This is a genomic window from Nocardia terrae, from assembly GCF_009760405.1.
Classification (GTDB): domain Bacteria; phylum Actinomycetota; class Actinomycetes; order Mycobacteriales; family Mycobacteriaceae; genus Nocardia; species Nocardia terrae.
This window is the reverse complement of the sequence record NZ_WRPP01000001.1, coordinates 705,196-730,904: the sequence shown is the minus strand read 5'-3', so window position 1 is coordinate 730,904 and position 25,709 is coordinate 705,196. Positions and strand designations below refer to the sequence as shown.

Genomic DNA, 25,709 nt, shown 5'->3' with positions numbered 1-25,709 from the left:
ATCGAACGCCCCGATGCCCGGCGGCAGCCCCGCCCTAGGCCAGGGTTCGGCCGCGGGTGCGCACGTCCACGTCACGCGTGCTGACGTTCACCGCGCCCGCGGCCACGGCCTCGTCGATGCTGGCGCGCAATGCCTTACAGGTGTGCGACCGCAGACCGTTTCCCGCGAGCTCGGTGCAGTCCGCCATGGCGGTCTTGTTCCACTGCACGCTGGTGTGCTGGTCGCTGTACTTCTCCACCAGCACGCATGTCCCGCAGGACCGGCACGAAACCTTGTCCATCCCGATGCCTCTCAGGCGTTCGCGTCCGCGTGGGACACGCTATCGGCGGAGGCACGCTTGGCGATGTTCTCCGCGACCTCGGCCTCCCAGGCGGTGACCGCGCGGGTGGTGTCCACCTCGTACTCGAAGCGGTCGGTCATCTCCTCGGCGATGTCGGCGACATCCACGTAGAACTGCTCGTACCAGCGACGCAGCTGGTAGACCGGCCCGTCCTCCTCGCACAGCAGCGGATTGTTGATGCGCGACTTGCGCTTCCAGATGGCCGCGTCCTGCTCGAAGCCCTTGCCCAGGCCGCCCACGAACTTCTCGGCGATCTCCCGCGCCTGCTCGGGGGTCACGCCCGCGGGCTTCTTGGCGATCGCGCCGTACATGAGCACGAACCGGTTCTCGTCGATCGGGTAGTGGCAGTTGATCAGATAGCCCTCGACGACCAGGCCGTTCGGGCTCTCGCTCTTCAGGTAGTCGATCATGTAGGAGGGCCCGTAGTAGGACGCCTCCGACTGCAGCACGTTCTTGCCGCCCAGCGCCTTGGCGGTCTCGCCCATCATGTCTTCGCGCGACACCGAGGTCATGAACTGGCTGGCGGTGTGGCCCTCGAAGACGTTCTTGAAGAAGGTCGGGAAGCCGTAGTGCACATAGAAGAAGTGCGCCATGTCCACCACGTTGTCGACCACCTCGCGGCAGTTGGCGTCGACGATCATGGAGTTCCAGGTCCAGTCGGTCCACTCGTCGTCGAAGGCGGCGTCGATGCGCGGGATGGCCAGTTCGGCCGGGGGCTGCTTGCCCTCGGGGTCGTTCCAGACGAAGAGCATCTTGTTCTCGACCATGGTCGGCCACGCCTTGGTGCGGGCCAGCGGGGGCACGCGGCGCGCGTAGGGGATGCCGGTGCACCTGCCCTTGCCGTTCCAGCGCCAGTCGTGGAACGGGCAGGCGATGGAGTCGCCCTTGACGGTGCCGTCGGCGAGATTGCCGCCCATGTGGGGGCAGTAGGCGTTGAGCACGTTGAGGGTGCCGTCCTCGGCCGCGAACACCACGATCTCGGTGCCGAAAGCCTTGACGGTGTGCGGCTTTCCGTCGCGGAAGGAGTCGGCCAGTCCCAGGCAGTGCCAGCCGCGCGCGAATCGAGCCGGGGGCTTGCCCGAGTCGATGACGCGAACTTCACTCTCTGCGGTGGTCATGTGAATTCCTCTCCCTTGCCTTGCTTCGATGGTTGCGGCCGATGTGACGGCGACGACAGCGCAGTCTCACTGGCCGGGCGGCGTCTACTGGTCTGCGAGACGGTTGAACGCCGCGCGGTAGAAGACCAGCGGCCGCGCCTCGGAGTGCTCGTTCAGGCTGGTGACGCGGCCGATGACGATGGTGTGGTCCCCGCCGTCCACCTCGTCGTGCAGGGCGCAGTCGATCGAAGCCATGGCCCCGGCGAGCAACGGTGAGCCGTTCTCCGAGGCGGCCCACTCGACGCCGGTGAACTTGTCCGCGCCCGGGCGTCCGAGCCGACGGCAGATCTCGGCCTGATCGTCGGCCAGGATGTTCACGCAGAACCGGCCCGCCGCACGGATTCTCGGCCAGGTGCTCGAGGTCCGCGCCGGGAAGAAACTCACCAGCGGCGGGTCGATGGACAGCGAGGCGAACGACTGGCACGCGAAGCCGATGGGCTCGCCCTCGTCAAGGGCGGTGATCACGGTGACGCCGGAGGCGAAGCGCCCCAGAACGGTCTTGAAAGCCGATGCGTCGATGGCCGGAGCCTGGTCCAGGACCGGGTCCACGGGCCCTCCTTATTTCGATCCGAAATATAGCTAGAAGTCATGACAGCAGGTCGCGACAAGGAGGCGTCAACTACGTGGTTCGGTGATCGGGACACGTATGCGTAGGTTTTACGTAGTTCTCCCGATTCCGCAGGTTGTGGCGCAGGGCACTGTGATGGGTAGCACAAGCTCCGAACTAGGTACATGCCTAATCGGAATAGTCCTAGACTGGATATGAACCAACGGAGGTACATATGTCCGTCACCATGCTGCCCCCGGCGGAGACTCGACACACCCACAAGCCCATGCGCGCCAAGGAAACTCACACCAGCGCCGAGGTCCCCGTCTCGATGATCGAGCGAATGACCTTGATCCTGGACGCGTTCGACGCGTCCACCCCCACCCTCACGCTGCTCGGACTGGTCGAGCGCACCGGGCTGCCGCGGTCCACCGTGCACCGGATCCTGGACCAGATGATCAAGCTGCGCTGGCTGGCCCACACCTCCGGCGGCTACCGCCTGGGCATGCGCGCCCTCGAGCTCGGCGGACTCACCGCCGACCACAACGAGATTCGCGACGCCGTCTCCCCGCTGCTGCACGAGCTGAGCCAGCGCACCGGCATGGTCGGACATCTGGCGGTCCTCGACGGCCGCGACGTGGTCTACCTGGACAAGGCCGGTGGCCGCTTCGCCGCCAGCCTGCCCACCCGCCTGGGCGGCCGGATGCCCGCGCACGCAACCGCTCTCGGCAAGGCCATGCTCGCCTGCCTGGAGCCGAACATCGCCGAGGCCGCGCTGCGCACCCGCCTGCCGCGCCTGACCCCGCGCACCATCTGCGAGCCCGAGGCGCTGACCCGGGAGCTGGCCCAGATCCGCCTGCGCCAGGGCGTGGCCATCGACCGCGAGGAGGCCGTGGCCGGAATCGCCTGCGTCGCAGCGCCGCTGCGAGGGCGTGGCACCGCGCCGGCCGCGCTGTCGCTGTCCGGCCGCGCCGACGGCATGAGCTACGACCGGCTGGCCCGCGTCGTGCTCGAGGTCGCGCACGAGGCCGGCCGCACCCTGTTCCCGCGTCGCGCCCACTGGCGCTGAACGGAGTCCGGCGATGCGGGGGCGATACAGTTCGATGATGACCGATGGCGTGCCCGCCGATGCGGCGCAGGCGGTTCCGGAACTGCCCACGACGGCGTGGGCGGTCCTCGGAATGCTCTCGCACGCCGAGGAACTCTCCGGATACGACCTGAAGAAATGGGCGGACTGGAGTCTGCAGTTCTTCTATTGGAGTCCTTCGTTCAGCCAGATCTACGCCGAACTCAAACGTTTGGAAAAGCACGGATACGCGACGTCGCGGACCGTCGTCTCCGAGGACGGCATGCGCGGCAAACGCATGTACGCCATTACCGAGAGCGGACGGGAAGCGGCCGCGCACTGGGTCAACCACTCCCCCGTCGAAGCCCCGGTGCTCAAACACAGTGTGATGCTGCGGGCCTGGCTGGGGCATCTCGCCGAACCCGAGCGCATGCGCGAAATCCTCACCCAGCACATCGAATACACCGAAACCATGCGCCGCCGCGCCGAAGCCGACGCCGCGGGCGCGGAGGTGAATCCGGACTGGGCCTATCCGAGCGCGGTATTGCGCTGGTGCGTCAAGCATTACGAGGCGGAAAAGGAATTCGCGGAAGACCTGCTCGCGGATATGGACAAATTGGCGAGACAGCGTAGCCGCCGCAAGCCTGTGAAGAAGCAGAATTCCAGCGATTCCCACTGAACGGACTTGCTCATAGTCGACGGTGATCGGTCGTGACACGGTTCACACCATCGTGTTACTACCCACCCTGGAGGACGCAGTATGTCCACCTCCGTCGACACCGCGGTACCCCCCGCCGCGCCTGACGAAAGCGGCCGCCTCGACGGCGCGTCGAATCTGAGGATCTGGTCGGTCCTCGCGGTCATCGTGCTGTTCACCGAGGTCTCCCCGATGCAGTACGTGATGGTCGCGTCGGCACTGCGACAGATCGCGCCCACGTTCCCCGATCAGGGCGCGAACATCAACTGGGCCATCATCGTCTTCGGCATTTTCGGTGCCGCCGTGTCCCCGCTGATCGGCAAGCTCAGCGACATCTGGGGCAAGAAGAAGATGTTCCTGGTCTGCGGCGTGCTCTTCCTCATCGGCACGGCCCTGTGCGCCGTCACCAGCAATTGGGCGGTGTTCCTGGTGGGCCGCGCGCTCGAGGCGACGGCCATCGCGACCACCGTGGTCTCCTACGGTCTGATCCGAGACCTGATGCCGCGCAGGATGGTTCCCATCGGCCTGGGCATCGCCTCCACGGGTCTGGGCGTCTCCGCCCTCGCCGGTCCGCTGATCGGCGGGTACATCACCGATCACTACAGCTGGCGCGGCCTGTTCTGGTTCCTGTTCATCTTCACCGTGATCATGATTCCGCTGCTGATCATCGTGGTGCCGGAATCCAAGCTGCGCACGCCGCAGCGGCTCGATCTCATCGGCGCGCTGCTGCTCGGCGCGGGTGCGACGCTGACGCTGCTCTACCTGGACAAGGGCCAGGACTGGGGCTGGACCAAGCCGTCCACACTGGCGTGGCTGATCGGCGGTCTGGTGCTGCTCGCGCTGTTCCCGATCGTGGAAACGCGTGCGAAGCAACCGATCATGGATATGAAGCTGCTGTTCAATCCGCGCGTGAGCGTGGTGCTGTTCATCGGTCTGCTGGCCTCGTTCATGATCGGCTACCAGTCCTACGCGACCGGGTACATGACGCAGTCGCCGCCGTCCGCGGAGGTCATCTCGCAGGTGAAGGCCGGGACATGGGAGCAGGTGAAAGCGGGTGCGCTGCAACAGGCTCAGGCGCAGGCGCTGACCCAGGCGCGGGCTCAGGGGCTCGCACAGGCCGAGGCGCAGGCCAAGGCCGCGATGCCGCCCGGCGTGGACCTGCCGCCGCAGGTGGTCCAGCAGCTGACCGACACGGTGAACGCGCAGGTGACCCCGGAGATGGTGAACGCGCAGGTGCCGCCCGAAGCCGTGTACTCACACCTGCCGCCGGACATGGTCAAGGTGGATCTGAAGCCGGGCTACACCTACGGTGACAACTTCTCGCTGCTGAAGTTCGCGACACACGTGACGCTGGCACAGTCGTTGATCGCCATGCTGTTCGGCTTCCTCGGCGGCCTGTGGATCCGGCGCTCGGGCGCGCGGTGGCCGCTGATCACGGCGCTGGTCATCTTCGTCGGCAGCGGTCTGGCCTATGCGGCGCTCTCGCACGGCTGGCAGACGCAGGCGCTGATCAGCGCGGTGTACGGCATCGCGTTCGCGCTGTATTACGCCTCGACGCCGAACCTCATCGTGGAAGGCGTTCCGGCGCAACAGCAGGGCATCAGCGCGGGCATGCTGGGCGTCATGCAGGCCATGGGCGCGGGCATCGGGCTCGCGGTGGCGACGGCGTTCCTGACGGCCAATCCGGTGAAGGCGGTGGTGTCGGTGGCGGGCGCGCCGCCGGTCACCAAGGACATTCCGCTGGTGTACGCCGACAAGGGATATGAGATCAGCTTCTACTTCGTGGCGATCTCCGCGGCGGTGGCGCTGATCGGCGCGCTGATCATGAAGCACGGGCGCACCCCGGCGACCGGCGGCGCCGCGCACTGACAACCGCGCTGACCGTCGAGTGACCCAATGGCCCGGAGGCACACTGCTTCCGGGCCATTGTTCGCGCATTCCTGACCGCTCACTGGGATCTGACCTCGTTGTTCTCCGGTCGGCATATTTCTATTGGAAATAGGCCGCCCGCCCGTGTGGCCGGAGGAGGTGGTCGACGATGACCGGTGAACTCGACTCCATCGCCACGGCGGTGGCCGCCATCGCCCGTGGCGGCATGGCGCTGGTGGTGGACGATGAGGACCGCGAGAACGAAGGCGATCTGATCCTGGCCGCCGAGCAGGCGACCGCGGAGAACATCGCGTTTCTGGTGCGGCACACCAGCGGGGTCATCTGCGTCCCCATGACGGGCGAGGACTGCGACCGGCTGCGGTTGCCGCCGATGGCCGCGGTCAATCAGGACCCGAAGGGCACCGCCTACACCGTCTCCGTGGACGCGGTTTCCGGTGTCAGCACCGGGATTTCGGCCGCCGACCGGGCGCGGACCATGCGAGTGCTGGCCGATCCCCGGACCATGCCGGATCAGCTCTCGCGGCCCGGTCACGTGTTTCCGCTGCGCGCGAATCCCCGCGGTGTGCTCGGGCGTCCGGGGCATACCGAGGCGGCCGTCGATCTCATGCGGCTCGCCGGATTGCGGCCGGTCGGGGTCATCGCCGAGGTGGTCAACGATGACGGGACCATGGCGCGATTGCCGCAGCTGCTGGTCATGGCCCACGAATGGGGCATTCCCATCGTCTCCATCGCCGACCTGATCGAGCACCGGAAACGGTTGGAGCACGGCATCTCTCGCGTGGTCGAGACCCGATTGCCCACCCGCTTCGGCGATTTCCGCGTCTACGGCTACGCCGACGAACACTCGGGCGCGGAGCATCTGGCTCTGGTCCACGGCGATCCTTCCGGTGAAAACGCCTTGGCTCGAGTGCATTCCGAATGCCTCACCGGCGATGCTTTCGGTTCTCTGCGCTGCGATTGCGGCGACCAGCTCGACGCCGCTCTCGAAGCCGTCGCTTCGGCGGGACGCGGTGTCGTGGTGTATCTGCGCGGCCAGGAGGGCCGGGGCATCGGGCTGCTCAACAAGCTGCGCGCCTACGAACTACAGGACGCCGGGGCGGACACCGTCGACGCCAATGTCCGACTGGGCCTGCCCATCGACGCCCGCGACTACGGTGCGGCGGCCCGCATCCTCGGCGATCTCGGCGTGAATTCGGTTCACCTGCTGAGCAACAATCCCGCCAAACAGTCCGGCCTGGAGGCCAACGGCATCACGGTCCACAGCCGGATCCCGCTGCAGACCGAGCCCACCGAGCACAATGTCCACTACCTCAGCACCAAGCGGGACCGGATGAGCCATCAGCTACCGCATTTCGAGGCCGTCGGCTACCGCTGAACCTCCGGCTGCGATGCTGGGAGCCGTGAAGATCGCGGCGGCACAGCTGACCTGCGTCCCCGGTGACGTCACCGCCAACGTGAAGCAGGCGACCGAACTCGCCGACCGGGCCCGGGCGGACGGCGCTGAGCTCGTGGTGTTTCCCGAGCTCACGCTCACCGGATACGAGTTGGATCTGATCGCCGCGAATCCCGGGCTCCTCGTCGACGCGGATGATGCCCGGCTGGATTCGATGCGGAGCACCGGCGTCGCCACCGTGATCAACTGCGCCGCGCCCACCGAACGCGGTCCCGCCATCGCGACCTTTGTGTACTCGGCCGCCGGCGAATTGCTGCACAGCTACTTCAAGCAGCATCTGTTCGAGCACGAGCGGGAGCTGTTCGTGGCGGGCGATCGGGATGGGCGATTCGAGCTGGGCGGGCTTCGATTCTCCCTCGCCACCTGCTACGACAATCATTTTGCGGCGCTTCTCGGGCGAAGCGCCGCCGACGGCTGCGACGTGCACGTGGCCAGTTCGCTGTACGGGACCGGTGGCGGTGTTCACGAACGCGCGACCATCTACCCGGGGATCTCACGCGAATCGAATATGTCCGTGGTGCTGTCGAATCACGTCGGTCCGGCGGGCCCCTGGGTGGGTTGCGGCGGATCTGCCGTCTGGCGGCCCGGCGGCGACCTGCTGGTCGAGGGCGATTCCAGCTCGACCGGCGTGGTCACCGCACAGATCGGATAGGCGGGCGCTCACGGCAGCCAGCCGACCGGCGTCACCTCGCGGATGTGGACGAGGAGATCGAATGCCCGGGCGACATTGTCGATCGCCAAGTACTCCTTGGCATCTCGATCCGGGTCGTAGACTCCGCTGATCGAACGCATCTTGGCCGGGGACGTGATCGGATCGGTGCGCATATCGAGCCACAGCACCGGCCGGCCGCGATCCCCCAAGTCGGCATCGAGGAAATCCGAGGCCGGTGGCGGGACGTCGACCACACCGAGATTCCCGTGGTGGAATCCGATCGCCACCGAGGCGTAGTCACGGCCGAAGTGTTCGCGCAGAACGCTGCCGACGCTGGCGTGAGCGCCCTCGGCCGCGGTCTTCCCGAAGGTGGTCGCCTCGGCGGAAACGTGAGCGATGCCGTCCCAGTACACCGTTCGCCGCCCGGTGCGCTCGTAATGATCGATGATCGACGCCGCCCAGACCTCGGCCTCACCCGCGAAGCTCCCGCGACCCGCGACGCTGTGGTTGTGGAACTCCTCGATCAAAGCCATTCGAGCGCGGATGTTTTCGTCGAGACCGGGGATCGTCGCGAGCAGCGCCGAGGCGTCGTGGGCGTGGTCCTTGAACGGGCGGCCGAGGTGCGTGCCTCGGGCGCGCTGGACGTGTTCGTCGACGGTGTGGGCGGTGCGGATGGGGTCCAGGTGGGCGGCGAGTTCGGCCAGGTGGTCCGGGGCCTGGGCGCGAACGGCATTCAGGATCGCGTCGTAGTCTTCCCGCTTTGCCTGGGTCGGCTTGATGCCGATGACGGTGACCTGGTCGTCGGGGTGGGATTCGTTGAACTCGCGGAGCCAGGCAAGGGTTGCGGCCATTTCCTTTGTGCGCCAGGGCCGCCAGGCGTTGTCCAACGCTTCGGTGGGGGATCCCTTGCCTTCTCGCACGTAGGCGTCGAGGGCTTTGCCGACGTCGGCGCTGTCCTGGACTGCGAGGGTGCGGAAGTTGTGGTGTTCGACCAGGTCGCGGAAGAGGGTGTCGCGGAGGGTGAAGGTTTCGTGGGCGAAACGGGTGGATTCGCCGATGCCGACGATGGTGGCTGCCGAGAGGGTGCTGGTGTTCATGTGGACCACTCTTCAACCTGAACAATGGTTCAGGTCAAGCGGGCGGGCGATTCATTCGCCCGGGAAGTCTTTCGCGGGTTCGGTATCGCTCATATTCTCGTGCCGATAATCTCGGAAACCCTTGCGCCCATGGCACGTCCAGCTGCCATCAATGGCTCGGTCGACCGGAGCGTCCGGCTGAGAATGAAGGCCCCCTCCAGCGCACACAGAATGGCGATCATCAATTCTCGTGCGTCACCGTCGATCAGACCGCGTTGCATGAAATACCGAGTTCCCTCGTCGATCCAGGAGTTCATGACGTCGGCTGCGACCTCGCGGATTTCCGGTGCGCTGTCGGCCACTTCGCCGGCCACCGTGCCGACCGGGCACATGTTCATCCAGCCGTTCTGCTCGATGGTTTCGGCGGCTGCGGCGAAGGCGGCCGGGACCGCTTCGCGGAGGTCGTCGTGGGCGTCCATGAGCAGTGGAAGCAATTGGATGTAGGCCGCGCCCGAGGTGCGGAGGGCCTCGGCGGCGATCGCCGATTTTCCGGCGGGGAAGTGGTGGTACAGCGAACCCATGGGGGCGCCCGAGGCGGCGGTGATCTGTTTGACGGTGATCGCGCTGTAGCCCTGGACGCGCATGAGCTCGGCGACCGCGGTGACCAGGCGGTCCTTGGTGGTGGTTGACAGCTTCTCGCTCACAGATACAGACTAGAGCAAACGCACTAGAGCGTCTGCTCTAGAGGAGGAAACGATCATGCCGACTGTTGAAGTAAGTGCTGGACGGATCCACTACACCGAGCGGGGCGAGGGGCCCGCGGTCGTGCTGTTGCACGGCTTGCTGATGAATCAGACGCAATGGGACGCGGTCATCGACAAGCTGCCCGAGGGGTTCCGGTACATCCGGCCCGAGCTTCCGCTCGGGTCACATCCCGAACCCATGCGCGAGGATGCCGACCTGACCATGCGGGGGCTGAATCAGCTGGTCGCCGATTTCCTGGCGGCCCTGGATCTGGAAGACGTCACGCTCGTGCACACCGACTGGGGCGGCGGGCTGTTCCTCACCGCCTACGGTCTCGACCAACGCGTCGGGCGTTTGATCGTGCTGCCCTGCGAGGCGTTCACCAACTTCCCACCCGGCCTGCCCGGGAAGACCATCACCCTCGTCGCCGCCATTCCCGGCGCGGTCACCTTGGGGCTCAGGCAGTTGCGCATCTCGTGGCTGCGTTCCTCTCCCCTGCTCTTCGGCTGGATGGCGCGCTATCCGCTCAGCGACGAACTCGTGCACGGCTGGACCGAACCGGGCTTGCGGGACAAGCGGATTCAGCGCGACATGCTCTCCTACGCCCGGTCCAAGCGCGTCAAGTCCGAGCTCGTCGCGAATACCGAAGCGCTGCGGAACTTCTCGGGCGACGCCCTGATCCTCTGGTCCTCGGCGGGCAAGGTCATGCCGCGCGAGCACGGGCGGCGGCTGGCCGAGCTGATTCCGAAGGCACGCCTGGTCGAGATCGACGACGCCTATGTGCTGTCGATGATCGATCAGCCCGAGGCCGTCGCCGCCGCCATGTCGGAATTCCTCACCGAGGCTGTCGTCGAATCCGATTGAGGAGCGGTTACCGGTTGGTAGGGTCGGCGGCATCGGCCGGACGAATGCACTGGAGGCGCGATGCCGAGCTTCATGAGTCGGGTGGCGGTGCCCGCCTACCTGCGGATCACCCGCGCCAACCAGCCGTTCCGCACGGCCGAGGGCGCACGGGAACACATCCGGCAGCGCACGATTCGGCCGCAGCCCTTCGGTCCGCCGCGCCTGCTGCGCTCCGATGTCGCGGTGTCGGTCCGGCGCGAAGACGGCTGGCCGGTCTACACCCTCACGCCCCGGTCCGGCCGCGCGCACGGGAATGTCATCTACTGCCACGGCGGCGGCTGGGTCAACGAAGTCGTGCGGCAGCATTGGGAACTGGCCGCCGATATCGCGGCGGGGGCGGGCGCGACGGTCACGGTCCCCATCTATCCCCTGGTCCCGTTCGGCACCGCCGATCAGGTGATTCCGGCCTTCGCCGAACTGGTTCGGGCCAACCGCGCCGAGTACGGCGAGGTGTGTCTGGCGGGAGACTCGGCGGGCGGGCAGATCGCACTGTCCACCGCCGTGGCGCTGCGGGACGGCGAACAGCCGAGTGTGCCTCGGACAGTGCTGATCTCGCCCGCCACCGACCTGTCGATGAGCAATCCCGAGATTCCGATCGTGCAGCCCGAGGATCCCTGGCTGGGCCGGGACGGCGGGCTGGTGCTGGGCGACCACTGGCGCGGGCCGCTGCCCATCACCGATCCCCTCGTCAGCCCGCTGTTCGCCGACTTCACCGGGCTCGGGCCGCTCACCGTCTTCTGCGGGACCCGCGACATCCTGATGCCCGACGCCCGCCTCATGGTCGAAAAGGCCAGGGCCGCGGGGGTCGAGGTCGACTACTACGAGGCGGCGGGGCTGGTGCACGTGTATCCGTTGACCCCCACCCCGGAGGGCAAGGCGGCCCGCACCCTCATTGTCGACACCTTGCGCCGGGCGCTCACACCCGCGCGCGCTCCGCGCTGATCAGGTCGATCCCGCTGCACCGGAACCGTTTTCGGCGAGCCAGCGGCGGGCGCGGGCGGCGGAGGCGCGGGAGAGCCACGCGTCCTGGATCACCTCGGTGAGTTCCCGCAGGGTCAGTTCCGGAATTCGGCTGCCGCGCACCAGGACCGAGAGATGCCCGCGGAAATGGTCGGTGGTGAAGAACGGGGTGTCGGGATCCTGGGTCAGGGCCAGCTTGTCATCCTCGGCGGGGACCCAGATGACGATGACGTCGTCGTAGCGTTCGCCGGTCTCCGGGTCGACGGCGTCGGGGCGCGGGGTGCGGAAGAAGACGAACGATTTGCCGCCCACCTGATAGACGGGATTACCGGCGGGGCCCGGCACGATGGTCGCGTGCGGCATGCCGGACGCCAGGTCGTGGACGTCCGAGAGGCGGGCTCGGCGAGACCTCGGCGGCACGCGGTCGAGTGTATCGCCGCCCACACCGGGCATCGCCACGAACTGGGTTTATGCGGCGCTGCTGGCATAGAATGCCGCAAATCACATAGGTTGGACGCCATGGCGCGGCGTGTCGATGGAAACCTCCCCGAAGAGGTGACCAGCTTCGTCGGCCGCCGCGAGGAGCTGGCTACCGCCAAGCGATTGCTGCCCACCACCCGGGTGCTCACCCTGCTGGGTCCGGGCGGCATGGGGAAGACGCGACTGTCCCGGCAGATCGGGCAGTTGGTGTCGCGGGCGTTCCCGGACGGCGTGTGGCTGGTCGAGCTGGCCGAGGTGCAGGATCCCGCGCTCGTCACGCTGAGCGTGGCCGAGGCGTTGAAGCTCAGCGACGAATCCAGCGCACCCCTGCCCCGGCTCACCGAATTCCTGGCCGACAAGCGACTGCTGCTGATTCTGGACAACTGCGAGCATCTGATCGAGGCGTGCGCCACGCTGGTCGGCCGCATCATCGCCACCACGCCCGACGTGCGGGTGCTGGCGACCAGTCGCGAAGTGCTGGGCATCCCGGGCGAGCAGGTCATGCCGGTGCCGCCGTTGACCGTGCCCGCCACCGCCACCGAGGACGGCGACGCGCTGCAGCTGTTCGTCGAGCGCGCCACCGCGGCCAACCCGAGCTTCCAGGCCACATCCGCCAATCGCGCGGTGCTCGCCGAGATCTGCCGCCGCCTCGAGGGCATGCCGCTGGCACTGGAACTGGCCGCCCTGCGGTTGCGCATGTTCACGCCCGAACAGATTCTCGACCGCCTCGACGACACCATCGGGCTGCTCAGCGCGGGGCCGCGCACCGCACCGCAGCGGCAGCAGACCATCGAGGGCGCGATCCGGTGGAGCTACGACCTGTGCACGGCGGCGGAACAGACACTGTGGGAACAGCTTTCGGTGTTCGCGGGCGGTTTCGACATCGACGCCGCCGAAGCGGTGTGCGAGCTGGGTCCGGCCTCGCTGATGGAGGCGCTGACCGGGCTGGTCGACAAGTCCGTGGTGATGCTGCGCTTCGACGGCGACGTGGCGCGCTATTCGATGCTGGAGCCCATCCGGCAGTTCGCCGCCGAGCGGCTCACCGAACGCGGTGCGGCACATGAGGTTCGGGCCCGGCACCGGGAGCACTACCGGCAGCTCGCCATGCGCGGGCAGACCGCCTACTGGACCTCCGAGGACGTGGCCTGGTTCGGCGAATTGTCGCGGGAGCACGCGAATCTGCGAGCGGCGCTGAAGTCGGGACTCGAGGACGAGCCGCTGCGCACCATGGCCACCGTGACCGTGCTGCGGCCCTTCTGGGAGCACAACCGGTTCCTGTCCGAGGGCTACCGCTGGCTCACCGATTCCCTCTCCCGCAACCCGGAGCGGACCGCCGAACGAGCCAAGGCGCTCTCCTCGGCGGCCTCGCTGGCGGCCCTGCTGGGCGACGAGGAATCGGCGTCACGGCTGGTGGCCGAATGCATGGAATTGGCCGCGGCACTGGGCGATACCGACATCATGGCCGAGGTGGCGCTGGATCGGTCGCTGCTGGCCTTCGCCAACAGCGACCGGGAGCGCTCGCTCGAACTCGGGCGCAGCGCCATCGAGCTGGCGGCCTCACACGGTCAGCACGCCATCGAAATGGATTCGCACGCCTTCTCTTTCATGGCGGCCATGGTGCTCGAGGCCCCCGGCCGGACCGAATTGGCCGAGCGTTTCCTCGAACTCACCACCGACAGCGGCTCACACCTGCTCGGCGGCCTGGCTCTCTGGACGGTCGGCATCGACCACTGGCGGCGCGGCGACCTCGACGCCGCCGCCGAATACCACGGCCGCGCCATCGAACAGCTGGCCCTGTTCGAGCGATGCATCTGGCTCTCGTCCGCCTTCGAGGGCCTGGCCTGGACGGTCTCCGCGCGCGGCGACCACGAGCGGGCCGCCCGCCTGATGGGAGCGGCGGAAAGCCTGCAGCGCAGCACCATCCGCCTGGCCCACACCATCACCGTGGCGGTCGGCGAGAAGGAACGGCTCAAGGTCCGAGAGGCATTGGGCGAGGACGCTTTCCGCGCCGCCTTCGGCGCGGGCGCGAGCCTGCCCCTCGACCGGGCCATCGACTACGCCCTCGGCCGCACCCCCGCCGCGCCGGAACCCATCGCGGCACCGCCCGCCCTCGAGCGCGCCCCCCGAGCCGCCACCGCCACCCTCTCGGAAACCAACGTCCTCACCCGCCGCCAAAAGGACGTGGCCCGCCTGGTCGCCGCCGGCCACAGCAACAAGCGCATAGCCGCCGACCTGGTGATCTCCGTCCGCACCGCCGAAACCCATGTCGAACACATCCTCACCAAACTGGGCCTGACCTCCCGCACCCAGCTCGCCGCCTGGGCCCACGAACACGAGCTCTGATCCGGCTCAGTGCCGGAAGCCGCGGAAGGCGTTCAGCAGGTGGTCGCGGGCCGGGCCGGACAGGGTTTCGGGTGGCAGCTCGCCCACCGCCTGGATGGTCCGGCGGAACTGTTCGAGGTAGACCTCGCAGCCGTCGCACCGCGAAAGGTGTTCCAGGAAGCGTTGTTCGGTGTCGGGCTCGAGGGCGCCGTCGAGGAAGGCGGTGACGAGTTCGACGAATTCATCGCAGTTCACGACAGCACCGCCTCCGCATCGAAATACCCTTCCAGTTTCGTGCGGATGGCCGCCCGGGCCCGGTGCAGGATGACCCGCTGATTGCCGGCCGAGATGTCGAGCAGACCGCACACCTCCTCGGAGCTGTAGCCTTCCATATCGCGCAGGACCAGCACGATGCGATGCCGGTCGGGCAGCTCGGTCAGCGCTGCCGCCACCACCCGCGCGAACTCCGCGCGTTCGGCGGCGTTCTCCGGCTCCGACCAGTGCTGCGGCTTCTGCCCGGCCTTCCAGTGGCCCGGATACGGGTCACCCGCCGGGCGGAAGCGATCGGGGTCCACGCTGGGCCCCTCGTCCTCACCCAGCAGACTCCCGAACGGGACGGTCCGGCTCTCGACGATGCCGCGCTTCTTCGCCGTGTTCACCAGGATTCGATACACCCAGGTCTTGAACGCCGCCCGCCCCTCGAACCCGTCGATGCCGCGGATCACCGCCAGCCACGCCTCCTGCACGACCTCCTCGGCGGAGGCGTTGGTGGAGACGAACGAGCGCGCCAGCCGCAGCATGCCGGGCGACCAGGCGTCGAGCACCAGCCCGAAGGTGGCCTCATCGCGTTTGCGCAGGTTGCCGACCAGGATGTCGTCCGGCGGCAGCACGCCGTCGTGGCTCACGCGATCCCCTCCCCGGGCCGGGCACCTTCTCGCCCGCGACTCTAGCGGGTACGAGCGGAGCTCACGCCGGTTCGAGGGCGATACCGCAACCGCCCAACGCGCCGATCGATCGCTTTCCATCTGTAACGCCTGCCTACCCAGAAGAATCTGTGTCGACGGTGCACAGTGCCCCGCGCGGCCCGCCGCGTTACAGCCGAGCAGAGGATTAGGACATGACGAACGCCGAGGACTACCGCCGGACCCGGGAGAGTCTGCACGCGGTGGCGGAGCAACTGCTCGCGGGGCCGGAGTATCGCCGCAGCCGCACCATTCGCCTCGTCGCCGCGCCGGGAGGATTCGCGACGGTGAAGGAGCCGAAACTCGCTGTGCGCGAGGATCTCCTGCTGGCGGACGACGAACCGGTCGGGAAATTGCACGGTTCGACCATCGCCGAGCTGGCCGCCGCGGCGGGGCTCGAACCCGGCATGCCGGAGGGCGTCTATGCGGATGTGACGGGCTTCGACCCACACGCCCAGCTGTGGATCGACGCGGACCAGGCCCGAATACTCACCCGCGCATACGAACTCGGCGATGCAGCGCTGCGGGCCCTCGGGCCCGGCGCAACCCCGGTGCTGTGGCCCGAACACTTCGACATCGGCATCGACCTGGACGAGGTCAACTACGGCGTCTCACCCGGCGACGCACTGATCGGCGAGCCGTACGCCTACATCGGTCCGTGGACGCCGCGCTCCGGTGACTTCTGGAACCAATCCTTCGGCGCGGCACGGACGATCGCCGAACTGGGCGGGTCCGAAGCTCTGCTGGAGTTCTTCACCGCGGGCCGTCTGCTCGCCGCCCGAGAGCCGAAATAGCCGCCCTTCCTCGCTGTTCCGGCCCTCGCGGCCGGAGCCGCTCGATGAGGCGTGGACCCCGGCCCGCAGCTGTGTCGGTATCACGACGGCAGGGGACGGTCAGGCGGGCAGGGCTCCCAGCAGCCAGGAGCCGACGCCGTTCGGGTCGTCGTCGAAGTAGAAGTCGTGGATGGCATGGAGCAGGTCATCGGTGGTGATGCGGCCGTCACCGTCGGTATCGAGGCGGCGGTGGATGTCGCGGGCGTCGGCTTCGGGGAGGTGCATGAGCGCGGCGGTCCAGCGAATGTGCTCGTTCACATCGAGTTTGCCGTCGCCGTCGGTGTCGGCGATGTCCATGATCGCCTCGAGGAACGGCCGATAGCCCTGCTCGAAGGACTGTTCGGTGACGAGCAGGCCGTCGGCGAAGGCACGCTGGTACTCGCCGAGGTCGATACTGCCGTCGCCGTCGGTGTCGGCGACCGAGACCAGGTGCTCCCACAGGCCCAGGCTCAGCTCCAGGAGTTGTTTGCGCGCGGGCGAGTCGGGGCCGTGGCCGAATTCCTCGGCCAGGCGGGCGGCCGAGGATTCGAAGTCCGCGCGTTCGATGCGGCCGTTGCCGTCGAAGTCGAAGGTCTGGAAACGACGGGTCAGCTTGCGGCGGAGAAAGTCGTTGATTTCCATCTTTCCGATTGTGAGCCGGATGCGGCTCGGCACAGCCGGTTTCGCGAACAATACCGAGCTACTGGTAACCGGTGACGCCGTCGAGGCGTTCACGCAGCAGGTCGGCGTGACCGGCGTGACGACCGTACTCCTCGATCATGTGCAGGTAGACCCAGCGCAGGGAGACGGCCTTGCCCGAACCCGGGTGCACGATCGTGTGGTCGAGGGTGAGGTCGGCTATCGCCTTGTCGCACAAGGCGATTTCGTCGAGCAGGCGGGCGTAGTCGGCTTCGGCGTTCCCGGGATCGGTGTCGTCGAAGTCGCCGTCGCGGTTGGTCGCGTCGCTGTAGACGTAGTCGAGCTGCTCCCCGGCGACCCGCATGCGGAACCAGCCGCGTTCGGTCTCGGTCATGTGGCGGATCAGGCCGAGCAGGGACATGCTGGACGGTTCCACGCTGCGGGTGGCGAGCTGCTCGCCGTCGAGTCCCTGGCATTTCCAGAGCAGGATCTCGCGGCCGCGGGTGAGCAATGAGTGCAGCTGGGCGCGCTCATCGCCGACGAGCAGCTGAGGGGACTTGGTGATCTCCGGGGCGATCCATGTCATCTCTGGACTGTATCGCCCCGGAAACCCCTTGTTACAGGCCGTTGTTCAAGAAATCGATCACCGACCGCTCGAAGGCGTCCTTGCGTTCGATCATGACCCAGTGCCCGCAGCGGGCGAAGGTGCGCAGGTCCGCGTTGGGCAGCTGACGGGCGGCGAAGAGCGAACCCTCGACCGGAGTGACTCGGTCGTCGCGCCCCCACAGGATCAGCACTTCCTGCTCGAGGCCCTTCAGCCGCGCCCACAGCGGGACCGGTTCGGCCAGCTTCGGGTTGTAGAAGGTGGCGTAGGCGTCGCGCAGCGCGGCCTGACCTTTGGGGTCGGCGGCGGCCTTCAGGCGTTTGGCGACGAGTTCCTCGGTGAGGGTGGCGGGGTTGGACACCATGGCCCGCAGGAAACCCATCGCCTTCTCGTCGGAGGGGTTGGCATTGAACTCCATGAGCCGCGTAATGCCCTCGGACGGTTCGGGTCCCAGGATGTTCACACCGACCCCGCCCGGTGCCATGAGCACCAGCCGATCCACCCGGCCCGGGTGTTCCAGCGCCAGCAGGGTCGCGACCGTACCGCCCATGGAATTGCCGAGCAGGTGCGCCTTCTCGATGCCGAGCTCGTCGAGCAGCCCGATCACGGCGTCGGCGGCGATGCGCAGGTAGTTGCGTTCGTACACCTCCGGCCGTCCGCTCTCGCCGAAGCCCGGCTGATCCAGGATCAGGCACCGGAAGTGCTGGGCGAGCACCGGCAGATTGTCACCGAAGTTGGCCCAGCCGGACACACCGGCGCCGGAACCGTGCAGCAGCACCAGCGCCGGGCCTTCGCCCGCCTCGTGATAGCGCAGTTCGTGGCCATCGACGGTGACCCAGCGGGTGGTGTTCTCGACGGTCAGAGTCATCAGAGCATCCGATCCGCGACCTCGAGCCCCATCGCGCCCTTGCCGTACATGGCCAGCGCCCGCTCCACGTCGTTGATGACGTGCACGCTGCCCGCGTGCGCGTCACGCCAGTTGCGCTCGATGATGTTCGGGCGGCGGATGGCGTGGCCGCCGGAGTTCTTGAACAGCAGGTCGATCGCCTCGAGCGCGCGCTCGGTGCCGCGCACCTGATCGCGGCGGGTGGCCAGGCGCAGCTCGAACGGGATCTCCTCACCGGCCTGCGCGTAGCGCAGCTGCTCACCCATATTGCGCTCCATCTGGAGCACGGCGGCGTCGATTTCCGAAGCGGCACGGGCGATCCGGACGTGCGCGAAGGGATCCTCCGACACCTTCTGCCCGCCGTAGGACAGCCGCACCCGCTCGCGCTGGCGCTCGATGTGCGCCTCGTACGCGCCCTGGGCCGCGCCGATGATCGGGGCGGTGATGGTGTTGGAGAACAGCGCGCCGAACGAGATCTTGTACAGCGGACCGGTGTTCACCGCCTGGCCGGGCCCGACCAGGTTGGCCTGGTCGGTGGCCGAGTAGGCGCGGTGGACCGGCACGAACGCCTTCTCGATGACGATGTCGTTGGAACCGGTGCCCGACAGGCCCGACACGTTCCAGGTGTCCTCGATGCGATAGTCGGTGCGCGGCACCAGCACCGTGTAGTAGTCCATGCCGGACTCGGTCGGCACCAGCGCTCCCAGGAAGACCCACTGCGCGTGGTCGCAACCGGAGGAGAACTGCCAGCGGCCCGACAGCTCGTAGCCGCCGTCGACCACGGTCAGCTTGCCGGTCGGCGCGTAGGAGGACGACACCAGGGTGTCGGGGTTCTCGGCCCACACATCCCGCTGCGCCCGATCCTCGAACAGGGCCAGCTGCCACGGGTGCGCGCCCAGCACCGAGGACACCCACGCGGTGGACGGGCACACGGTGGCGATGGTGCGGATCACCTCGTAGAACTCCACCGGCGAGGACTCGTCGCCGCCGAAGCGCGCGGGCTGCAGCATGCGGAACACACCGGCCTGGGTCAGCTCCGCGATGCTGGCGTCAGGCACCCGCCGGTTCTCCTCGGCCTCGACGGCCCGCTCCTTGATGGCGGGCAGCAGATCGCGAACCCGATCGAGCACCTTGTTCGTCATGCGGGTGTTCCCTCCTCGTGCAAGAGTTTCTGCACTCGAAGCTAGGACCCGCCCGGTGTTTCGAACCGAAATAGTCCCGATGATCGGAACGCGGGTCCCACATGCCGCTACTTGTGGGCGTACTCCCAGAGAATGTCCTCGTCGAGGGCCTTGCGGATGTTGTTCTCGAGGTCGTGGTTCCAGTCCTGGGGCTGGGCCACGTCGACCCAGCCGTCGAGGACGGTGGTGCCGTATTTGTGGCCGTGTCCGGCGGGCACCGACTGGGCGTGGGCCAGGTCGGCGCTCACCTGCCAGAAGGTGACGATGGGCCACCAGCGAATGGATTTGGACACGTCCGAGCCGCGCGGCTCCTTCAGCCAATCCGGTTGCGTGAACAGCAGATCCGGCGACCACCACACGATCGGGTCGGAGGCGTGCTGGAGATACACCACGCGCGGGTTGGTCCACGGGCGGGCGGGTTCGGCGAGATCCTCGGCGGTAGCGCCGAATCGGACGATCAGCCCGTCCGCGTAGATGGGCAGGATCTCCGGGGTGCCCGGGTCGCGGCGCTGTTCGAGTTGGGTCCAGATGCGGTTGGAGTTCGGTGGGCCCACCCACAGCACGCCGTCGACCAGGGTGCGGATGTCGTCGAGACCGGTGAACGCGCCCTCGGAACCTTGCGAGCCGAGGCTCTCGCCGTACACCAGCAGTTTGGGGCGGTGATCCGGCGGCAAGGTCGCCCACTTCTCGTGCACCGCGTGGATCAGCAGCTTGCCCGCCTCGGTCGCCTTGTTGCGGTCCGACAGGAACGACAGCACGCTGGGCAGATACGAGTACTGGGTCGCGGCGATCGCCTCGTCGCCGCCGTACATGTATTCGATGGACTCGGCGGTCTGCGTGTCCACCCAGCCGGTACCGGTGGTGGTCACCACCACGAGCACCTTGCGGTCCCACGCATTGGTCCGATCCAGCTCCTGCACAACCAGATTCGCGATGTCCTCCGGCGTCTCGGCCGACTCCAGGCCCGCGTAGACCCGAATCGGCTCGCGCGCGGGCTTACCCGTCACCTGGGTGATGCGCTCGGCCGTCGGGGCGGTCGCCACGAACCAGCGCCCCTCCGAACCGAGGGTCTCCCATTTCGCCGAAGACGCTGGGCTGCCGGAGCGTTCGGGCAGCCGCGGCTGGATGGCGCTCGGCGAGGTCTTCCCGTTCCGAGTGCTGAACGCCGAATTCGCCACATTGAAGAAGGCTTTCGCCAGCACGCCCTGGAACAGCAGCACCGCCAGCACGGCCACGATGACGACCACCGCCGGATAGGCGACGTTCCTCGGCATCCGCAGATCCAGGTTCGCCAGCCGCACCAGCGCCCGAATCATCCACCGCACCAGGCGGAACACCCCGATGACCAGGGCCACGGTGAGACCGGCGACCGCCTCGGCTCGCAGATACCCGGAGGTGGTCGTCGGCTCCATCCCCATCAGCACTTCCAGGTCCCGTTGCCAGCGTGCCGACCGCGCCAGCACCAGTCCCGCCCCCACCACACACACCAGCACCACAACGATCTTGGTGATCCCGCGCGCCAGCTCCGACGGATGCCACAGCTTCGCCCACGTCCCCGCCTCGGGAATCCGTGGCCACGCCCACTTCAGGAACGCCCACTGCAGGACGCACCCCACGCCGTACCCGATGGCCGCACTGATTCCGCTGACCAACCCCTGGAACAACCAGGCGCGCGGCATCAACGACGGCGACACCGACCACGCGAAGAAGATCGCCGCCACCACCAGCCCGGGATAACTGGGCCGCACCGCGTCCTCGAGGCGATCCGCGAAGTCCCACAGCCGAGCCAGGATCGACCGCTCCGCACTCGCGACGGCCGACGTCCCGGCCTCGGAGCCCCTCGCCTCGCCGCCGGAGGACTCCCCTTGCGCCCCGCTCGATTCCGCGGGAGTCGAGCCGCCGTCGCCGAGGGATCCGCTGCCGCGCTCATCGTCCGCCGTCATGTCCCCGAGTCTGGTCGCCAAGACACGCCCGAGCATCAGCGACACGCGTGAATCCGCACCGGCGCCGCCGGACACCGGGGGCTCAGGCCGGTGTCCGGCGGCGCCGGCTATCCGAGATCGCCCCCGTAGCAACCGGGGACGCGACCGTGGACGCGGCAATCCCCGCGTTGTCCGCCCACGTCGAAAACCCTATGCCGCACCCGAATCAGTGGGAAACAGCGAAATCACAGCAATTGACAACCAGACTTTGTGAATCTGCATACGCGGGGTGTCGGGGGCGAGGTAGCCGGGTCAGGCGCGGCGGGCGGCGGCGGTGCCCGCTCGGCGGCCGAAGAAGGTGCCGTCGCCGAGGGAGGTGCCGCTGATATAGCCGAATCCGTGCAGGCCGTTGGCGGCTCGCCCCGCGGCGAACAGGCCGGGGATGGGCTTGCCGTCGAGGGTGAGGACGTGACCGTCGAGGTCGGTGTGGAGGCCGCCGAGGGTGAAGACCGAAGCGCCGGTGCCGCGGCGGTCGCCGGACTCCGAGGGCGGGCGGACCCCGGCCTTCACGTCGATGGCGGCCAGCGGCGGGGTCAGGGGGCGGAGCCAGCGGGTGGACTTGTGATGGTCGAGATCCTGTCCGCGCGCGGCGAATTCGTTGTAGCGCGCGATCGCGGCCGTCAGTGCGCCGGCGGGCAGGCCGGTGAGAGACTCCAGCTCGGCGGGGGTTTCGGCGACGTGGGTGGGCTGGACGCCCCAGCGCTGGGGTTCGGGGACGTCCTCGAAGCCGTGCTCGTCCACGATGACCCAGACCGCGGTGTCGTCGCCGGCCCAGCTGCCGCCCATGTTCTGGCGGTAGAGCGCGTGCTGGCCGATGCGGCCGGGGTAGGTGTCCTCGTTGACGAAGCGGCGGCCCAGGGCGTTGACGACCATGCCGCGCGCGGCCAGGCCCGGGATCAGGGACATGCCGACCTGGCCCGCGTTCATGTGACGCACGGCCGCGCCGAGCGCCTGGGCCATGCGGATGCCGGAGCCGTCGTCGGTGCCCGCGCTGACCTTGGTGTGGCCGAGCAGCTGCGGTGCGTGGGCGGCGAGCATGTCGTCGTTGTCGACGAAACCGCCCGTGGTGAGCACGATTCCGCGGCGGGCGCGAATGGTGAGCTCCATGCCGTAGCGGCGGGCCACGGCCCCGGTGACGGTGCCGTCGTCGGCGACGATCAGGGCGCTCACATAGGTGTCGAAAAGCGTGGCGGCACCGGCGGATTCGGCGGCCGTGGACAGGCATTCCATCAGCAGTCTGCCGCCGAAGTCGTTGGCGGTGGGCCGGTGCCCGCGTGGGGCGGGGGCGGCCAGTTCGGTGAAGGGCCAGCTGTTCTCGCCCAGCCACATCAGGCCGTCGTCGGTGGGCGGTACCCAGGTCGGGGCATCCCACATGGTCGGCTTGAAGGGCACGCCGCGGTCGACGAGCCAATGGAAGTGCTCGACGCTGCCCGCGCTGTATTCGTCGATCTTGGCGGCGTCCGCACCGGCTCCCAGGGCCGCTTTCAGGAAGGCCGCCATGGCCTCGGGGCTGTCGTCGTATCCGCACGCCGTCTGGATCGGTGTGCCGCCGCCCAGGTAGATCTCGCCGCCGGACATGGCCGACGCGCCGCCCGCGCCGCCGGCCCGGTCCACCACCAGCACCTGTGCCCCGGCATACGCGGCCTCGAAGGCCGCCGACGCGCCCGCCGCGCCGTAGCCGACGACCAGCACATCGGTCTCGATGTCGTAGTTGCTCACCTCGCCGGCCGCCCGTGGCGTGACCGAATTCCGGACTGTCATGCCTGCACGATCCCCGCCGACCGCGCTCCTACTTAGCGGTACATCTTGCTGACCGATTCCCCGATCCCGTTGACCGGGACTGCGACCCGTCACCCGACTGCGCAATGGGGATGGTGTGTGAACGGCGTCACTGTGGTTGGGGACGCCTGCACGAGGAGGAGAGTCAATGCGGATTCTGGTCACCGGAGTCACCGAGCCGAGCGGCCGGGCCGTGTCGCGCATGCTGCTGGCCGCGGGGCACGAGGTGGTCGGTCTGGACCGGCAGCGCCACCGTTATGTCGACCCGCGGGTCGAGGTGATCGTCGGCGACCTGTCCGATGCCGGGGTCTGCGCGCGGGCGGCGGGCGGCGTCGACGCGATCGTGCACCTGGCCGGGACCGGTATCGCGGCGATCGCGCGGGCCGCCGAGGAATCCGGCGCGCGCCTCGTGGTTCCCGTTGCGGCGGGGGCAGATTCGAATGTCGAGCAGGTCGTGACCGGCTCGGGTGCGGACACGCTGCTCGTGCGCACCGCCCTGGTCGCGGGCCGCCGCATGGACAAGAGCGCCTGGCGCACCCTGGAAAGCCTCACCGCGGGCAAGGACAGCATCCAGGTCCTGCACTACGACGACCTCGAGCGGTTCCTGGTGCGGGCGGCGCTGTCGCAGCGCGGCGGCGTGGTCGAGCTGGCCGCGCCGGGTGAGGTGTCCGGCCCGGAGGTCAAGCGCATCCTCGCCGACGCGGGCGTGAAATACAGTGCGTGGCTGCCGAAGTCCGCGACCTCCCGGGTCCGGGTGGACACCACCGCCGCCCGCGAGGAGTGGGGCTTCCGCTCCGGCTGGACCGCCGCCGAGGTGATCGCCGATGTGGCGCGCGGCCTGCACGGCCGCAAGAGCACCGGTTCCGGTGTGCGCGCCCGCCGCGGCGCGATCCCGCTGCCCAGCCACGTGGTGCCGCAGAACGCCCCGACCTCCGACGGCTACGCGCTGAAATCGGCCGCGCCCGAGGGCCTTCAGGGCGAGTTCGACGATCTGATCGACGACCGCATCCCCGTCTACACCGCCACCAACACCTCCGAGGCGCTGCCCGGCCCGCTCACCCCGCTGACCATCGACCTGCAGGCGGGCGCGATCCGCCTGGGCAACGAGGCCATGGGCCATATGATCGCCATCGAGGGAATCGCGTTGGAGCACTGGGTTTCCCGCGTCACCAGCGTGCTCGGCCACCACATGTACATCAACGCCTCCATCGGCGTCTTCTCCGCGCAGAACATGCCGGGCTGGGACGAGGAGAGCGTGCGCCGCGACGTCTACGGCACCATCGGCGATGTCGAGCTGCACCCCGAGGGCCGCCCCGCCATGCCGACCGGAATGGCCGCCCGCGCGGGCACTTTCAAGGCCATGGGCCGGGTCGCCGCCACCGCGATGAAGTTCAGCAAGACCGCGGAGCACATCAATGCCGCCGCACACGCGGAAGCCCTGACCCGCGACCAGATCTCGGAGCTCACCGACGAGCAGCTGCACGCTCGCGCGCTGCTCTGGCGCGACCGCCTCAACCAGGCCTGGCAGGCGGCCTCCATCGGCGTCATGATGACCGGCGCGGCGACCGCGGCCCACAAGGGCGAGGTCAAGATCGACCTGAACCGGCTGGAGTCGGCCAAGACCATGCTGGCCGTGGAGCGGCTGGCGGCGTTGTGCCGCAAGGACGCCGGGCTGCAGGAGGTCGCCAAGAGCGGCGATGTGGCCGCCGCCCGCGAGAAGTCCCCCGAATTCGCCCACGCCCTGGACCAGGAGCTGGCCCGGATCGGCCACCGCGGCCCCGGCGAGTGCGAGCTCATCAACGCCACCTTCGGCGACCGCCCCGAATTGCTGGTCACCGCCGCGGGCCGGGCCGCGGAAATGCCCGCACCGCACCGGGAACCGGTGCCGGAGCCGAGCGGCCGCACCGCCAAGATGGCCGTCGGCGCGACCGTCTACCGCGAACGCGCCCGCGACGCGGTCGTGCGCGTCACCAACTGCCTGCGCCTGGCCACCCAGGAGCGCGCGGCGCGACTGGTGAAGGCGGGCAAGCTCACCGAGATCGAGGACTCGGCCTTCCTCAACCTGGACGAAATCCTCTGGGCCCCGGCCGATATGAAGGAGCGGGTGGCCCGCCGCCGGGCCGAGCGCACCAGGTACCAGGCCGTGCGCATGCCCGATGTGATCAACGGCCCCTGGGAGCCGGAGGAGATCTCCGGCGCGATCGCGGTGGGCGACACCCTGTCCGGCCTGGGCGTGAGCCCGGGCGTGGTGGAGGGCACCGTCAAGCGCGTGATGACCCTCGACGACGACATCGAGCCCGGCGACATCCTGGTCGCCGCGGTCACCGATACCGGCCACACCGCCATGTTCGCCTACGCGGGCGCGGTGGTCACCGATATCGGCGGCGCGGCCTCGCACGCCGCCATCGTGGCCCGCGAGTTCGGCGTCCCCTGCGTCGTCGACACCAAGACCGCCTCCGATGCCCTGAAGGACGGCCAGCGCGTCCGCGTCGACGGCGCGGCCGGCACCGTCACCCTGCTCGCCGATACCGACTAGCCCGAAGACCGGTCCTCGAACGGTCAAGCGCCCGAGGACAT

General features: G+C 68.4%; 24 protein-coding genes. 10 read left to right on the top strand and 14 right to left on the bottom strand.

The features are described 5' to 3' along the window. Positions 1 to 34 precede the first annotated feature (34 nt). From GPX89_RS03250 to GPX89_RS03240, 3 genes are all read right to left on the bottom strand, one after another. Positions 35 to 280, bottom strand: coding sequence for a hypothetical protein (locus GPX89_RS03250; RefSeq protein WP_157354971.1), 246 nt, complete (start codon positions 278 to 280; stop codon positions 35 to 37). 11 nt (positions 281 to 291) lie between these two features. Further along, positions 292 to 1,458, bottom strand: coding sequence for a Rieske 2Fe-2S domain-containing protein (locus GPX89_RS03245; protein ID WP_157354970.1), 1,167 nt, complete (start codon positions 1,456 to 1,458; stop codon positions 292 to 294). An 84-nt stretch (positions 1,459 to 1,542) separates the two neighbouring features. Then, a complete protein-coding gene (locus GPX89_RS03240; RefSeq protein ID WP_198347243.1) occupies positions 1,543 to 2,046 on the bottom strand; it encodes a flavin reductase family protein in 504 nt (167 codons plus the stop codon). 233 nt (positions 2,047 to 2,279) lie between these two features. On the opposite strand from GPX89_RS03240, the gene GPX89_RS03235 reads away from it, so the two are divergent. The 5 genes from GPX89_RS03235 (at position 2,280) to GPX89_RS03215 (ending at position 7,802) form a co-directional block, all read left to right on the top strand. Further along, positions 2,280 to 3,113: an IclR family transcriptional regulator gene (locus GPX89_RS03235; protein WP_328601456.1), complete on the top strand. Its 834-nt coding sequence runs from the start codon at positions 2,280 to 2,282 to the stop codon at positions 3,111 to 3,113. 37 nt (positions 3,114 to 3,150) lie between these two features. Continuing rightward, positions 3,151 to 3,789, top strand: coding sequence for a PadR family transcriptional regulator (locus GPX89_RS03230; RefSeq protein ID WP_198347242.1), 639 nt, complete (start codon positions 3,151 to 3,153; stop codon positions 3,787 to 3,789). Between the two features lie 81 nt (positions 3,790 to 3,870). Next, positions 3,871 to 5,676: an MFS transporter gene (locus tag GPX89_RS44255; protein WP_157354968.1), complete on the top strand. Its 1,806-nt coding sequence runs from the start codon at positions 3,871 to 3,873 to the stop codon at positions 5,674 to 5,676. A gap of 169 nt (positions 5,677 to 5,845) precedes the next feature. Further along, positions 5,846 to 7,072, top strand: a complete 1,227-nt coding sequence (locus tag GPX89_RS03220) for a bifunctional 3,4-dihydroxy-2-butanone-4-phosphate synthase/GTP cyclohydrolase II (protein WP_157354967.1) — start codon at positions 5,846 to 5,848, stop codon at positions 7,070 to 7,072. 13 nt (positions 7,073 to 7,085) lie between these two features. Next, positions 7,086 to 7,802, top strand: coding sequence for a carbon-nitrogen hydrolase family protein (locus GPX89_RS03215; protein ID WP_157354966.1), 717 nt, complete (start codon positions 7,086 to 7,088; stop codon positions 7,800 to 7,802). Between the two features lie 8 nt (positions 7,803 to 7,810). Here the strand turns inward: GPX89_RS03215 and GPX89_RS03210 are convergent, their stop codons facing one another. Then, positions 7,811 to 8,899: an erythromycin esterase family protein gene (locus GPX89_RS03210; RefSeq protein WP_157354965.1), complete on the bottom strand. Its 1,089-nt coding sequence runs from the start codon at positions 8,897 to 8,899 to the stop codon at positions 7,811 to 7,813. Between the two features lie 89 nt (positions 8,900 to 8,988). Then, complete coding sequence (locus GPX89_RS03205; protein WP_328601455.1) at positions 8,989 to 9,582, bottom strand: TetR/AcrR family transcriptional regulator; 594 nt, start codon at positions 9,580 to 9,582, stop codon at positions 8,989 to 8,991. A 55-nt stretch (positions 9,583 to 9,637) separates the two neighbouring features. On the opposite strand from GPX89_RS03205, the gene GPX89_RS03200 reads away from it, so the two are divergent. Together GPX89_RS03200 and GPX89_RS03195 are read left to right on the top strand one after the other, a co-directional pair. Next, positions 9,638 to 10,486, top strand: a complete 849-nt coding sequence (locus GPX89_RS03200) for an alpha/beta fold hydrolase (RefSeq protein WP_157354964.1) — start codon at positions 9,638 to 9,640, stop codon at positions 10,484 to 10,486. 60 nt (positions 10,487 to 10,546) lie between these two features. After that, positions 10,547 to 11,467: an alpha/beta hydrolase fold domain-containing protein gene (locus tag GPX89_RS03195; RefSeq protein ID WP_157354963.1), complete on the top strand. Its 921-nt coding sequence runs from the start codon at positions 10,547 to 10,549 to the stop codon at positions 11,465 to 11,467. Here GPX89_RS03195 and GPX89_RS03190 read toward each other — a convergent pair whose 3' ends face one another. Next, entirely contained in the window at positions 11,468 to 11,848 is a 381-nt protein-coding gene (locus GPX89_RS03190; protein WP_235946811.1) for an MmcQ/YjbR family DNA-binding protein, read from the bottom strand. 156 nt (positions 11,849 to 12,004) lie between these two features. Here GPX89_RS03190 and GPX89_RS03185 point away from each other — a divergent pair, with 156 nt between their 5' ends. Further along, on the top strand, positions 12,005 to 14,308 hold the full coding sequence (locus GPX89_RS03185; protein ID WP_157354962.1) for a LuxR C-terminal-related transcriptional regulator: 2,304 nt from the start codon (positions 12,005 to 12,007) through the stop codon (positions 14,306 to 14,308). Positions 14,309 to 14,314: 6 nt separating this feature from the next. Here the strand turns inward: GPX89_RS03185 and GPX89_RS03180 are convergent, their stop codons facing one another. Together GPX89_RS03180 and GPX89_RS03175 are read right to left on the bottom strand one after the other, a co-directional pair. Beyond that, positions 14,315 to 14,542, bottom strand: coding sequence for an anti-sigma factor family protein (locus tag GPX89_RS03180; protein WP_328601454.1), 228 nt, complete (start codon positions 14,540 to 14,542; stop codon positions 14,315 to 14,317). Next, complete coding sequence (locus tag GPX89_RS03175; RefSeq protein ID WP_328601453.1) at positions 14,539 to 15,192, bottom strand: RNA polymerase sigma factor; 654 nt, start codon at positions 15,190 to 15,192, stop codon at positions 14,539 to 14,541. The genes GPX89_RS03180 and GPX89_RS03175 overlap by 4 nt, the downstream gene beginning before the upstream one ends. 212 nt (positions 15,193 to 15,404) lie before the next feature. Between GPX89_RS03175 and GPX89_RS03170 the strand changes: the two genes are divergently transcribed. Further along, positions 15,405 to 16,043: a hypothetical protein gene (locus GPX89_RS03170; RefSeq protein ID WP_157354960.1), complete on the top strand. Its 639-nt coding sequence runs from the start codon at positions 15,405 to 15,407 to the stop codon at positions 16,041 to 16,043. A 99-nt stretch (positions 16,044 to 16,142) separates the two neighbouring features. Here the strand turns inward: GPX89_RS03170 and GPX89_RS03165 are convergent, their stop codons facing one another. The 6 genes from GPX89_RS03165 to GPX89_RS03140 all read right to left on the bottom strand — a co-directional run bounded on the left by GPX89_RS03165 (position 16,143) and on the right by GPX89_RS03140 (position 23,114). Beyond that, positions 16,143 to 16,703: an EF-hand domain-containing protein gene (locus GPX89_RS03165; protein ID WP_157354959.1), complete on the bottom strand. Its 561-nt coding sequence runs from the start codon at positions 16,701 to 16,703 to the stop codon at positions 16,143 to 16,145. Between the two features lie 58 nt (positions 16,704 to 16,761). Next, positions 16,762 to 17,286 (bottom strand): DinB family protein, encoded by a 525-nt coding sequence (locus GPX89_RS03160; RefSeq protein WP_157354958.1) that lies wholly within the window; start codon positions 17,284 to 17,286, stop codon positions 16,762 to 16,764. 31 nt (positions 17,287 to 17,317) lie between these two features. Next, positions 17,318 to 18,172: an alpha/beta fold hydrolase gene (locus GPX89_RS03155; protein ID WP_157354957.1), complete on the bottom strand. Its 855-nt coding sequence runs from the start codon at positions 18,170 to 18,172 to the stop codon at positions 17,318 to 17,320. Beyond that, positions 18,172 to 19,332, bottom strand: coding sequence for a 3-hydroxy-9,10-secoandrosta-1,3,5(10)-triene-9,17-dione monooxygenase oxygenase subunit (gene hsaA, locus GPX89_RS03150; RefSeq protein WP_157354956.1), 1,161 nt, complete (start codon positions 19,330 to 19,332; stop codon positions 18,172 to 18,174). Before hsaA ends, GPX89_RS03155 begins: the two co-directional genes overlap by 1 nt. A gap of 107 nt (positions 19,333 to 19,439) precedes the next feature. After that, positions 19,440 to 21,314 carry an alpha/beta hydrolase gene (locus tag GPX89_RS03145; RefSeq protein ID WP_198347240.1) on the bottom strand — a complete coding sequence of 625 codons (1,875 nt, stop codon included), beginning with the start codon at positions 21,312 to 21,314 and terminating at the stop codon, positions 19,440 to 19,442. 291 nt (positions 21,315 to 21,605) lie between these two features. Then, a complete protein-coding gene (locus tag GPX89_RS03140; RefSeq protein WP_157354955.1) occupies positions 21,606 to 23,114 on the bottom strand; it encodes an FAD-dependent oxidoreductase in 1,509 nt (502 codons plus the stop codon). A 166-nt stretch (positions 23,115 to 23,280) separates the two neighbouring features. On the opposite strand from GPX89_RS03140, the gene GPX89_RS45725 reads away from it, so the two are divergent. Beyond that, positions 23,281 to 25,668 carry a PEP-utilizing enzyme gene (locus tag GPX89_RS45725; RefSeq protein ID WP_157354954.1) on the top strand — a complete coding sequence of 796 codons (2,388 nt, stop codon included), beginning with the start codon at positions 23,281 to 23,283 and terminating at the stop codon, positions 25,666 to 25,668. Positions 25,669 to 25,709: the final 41 nt, after the last annotated feature.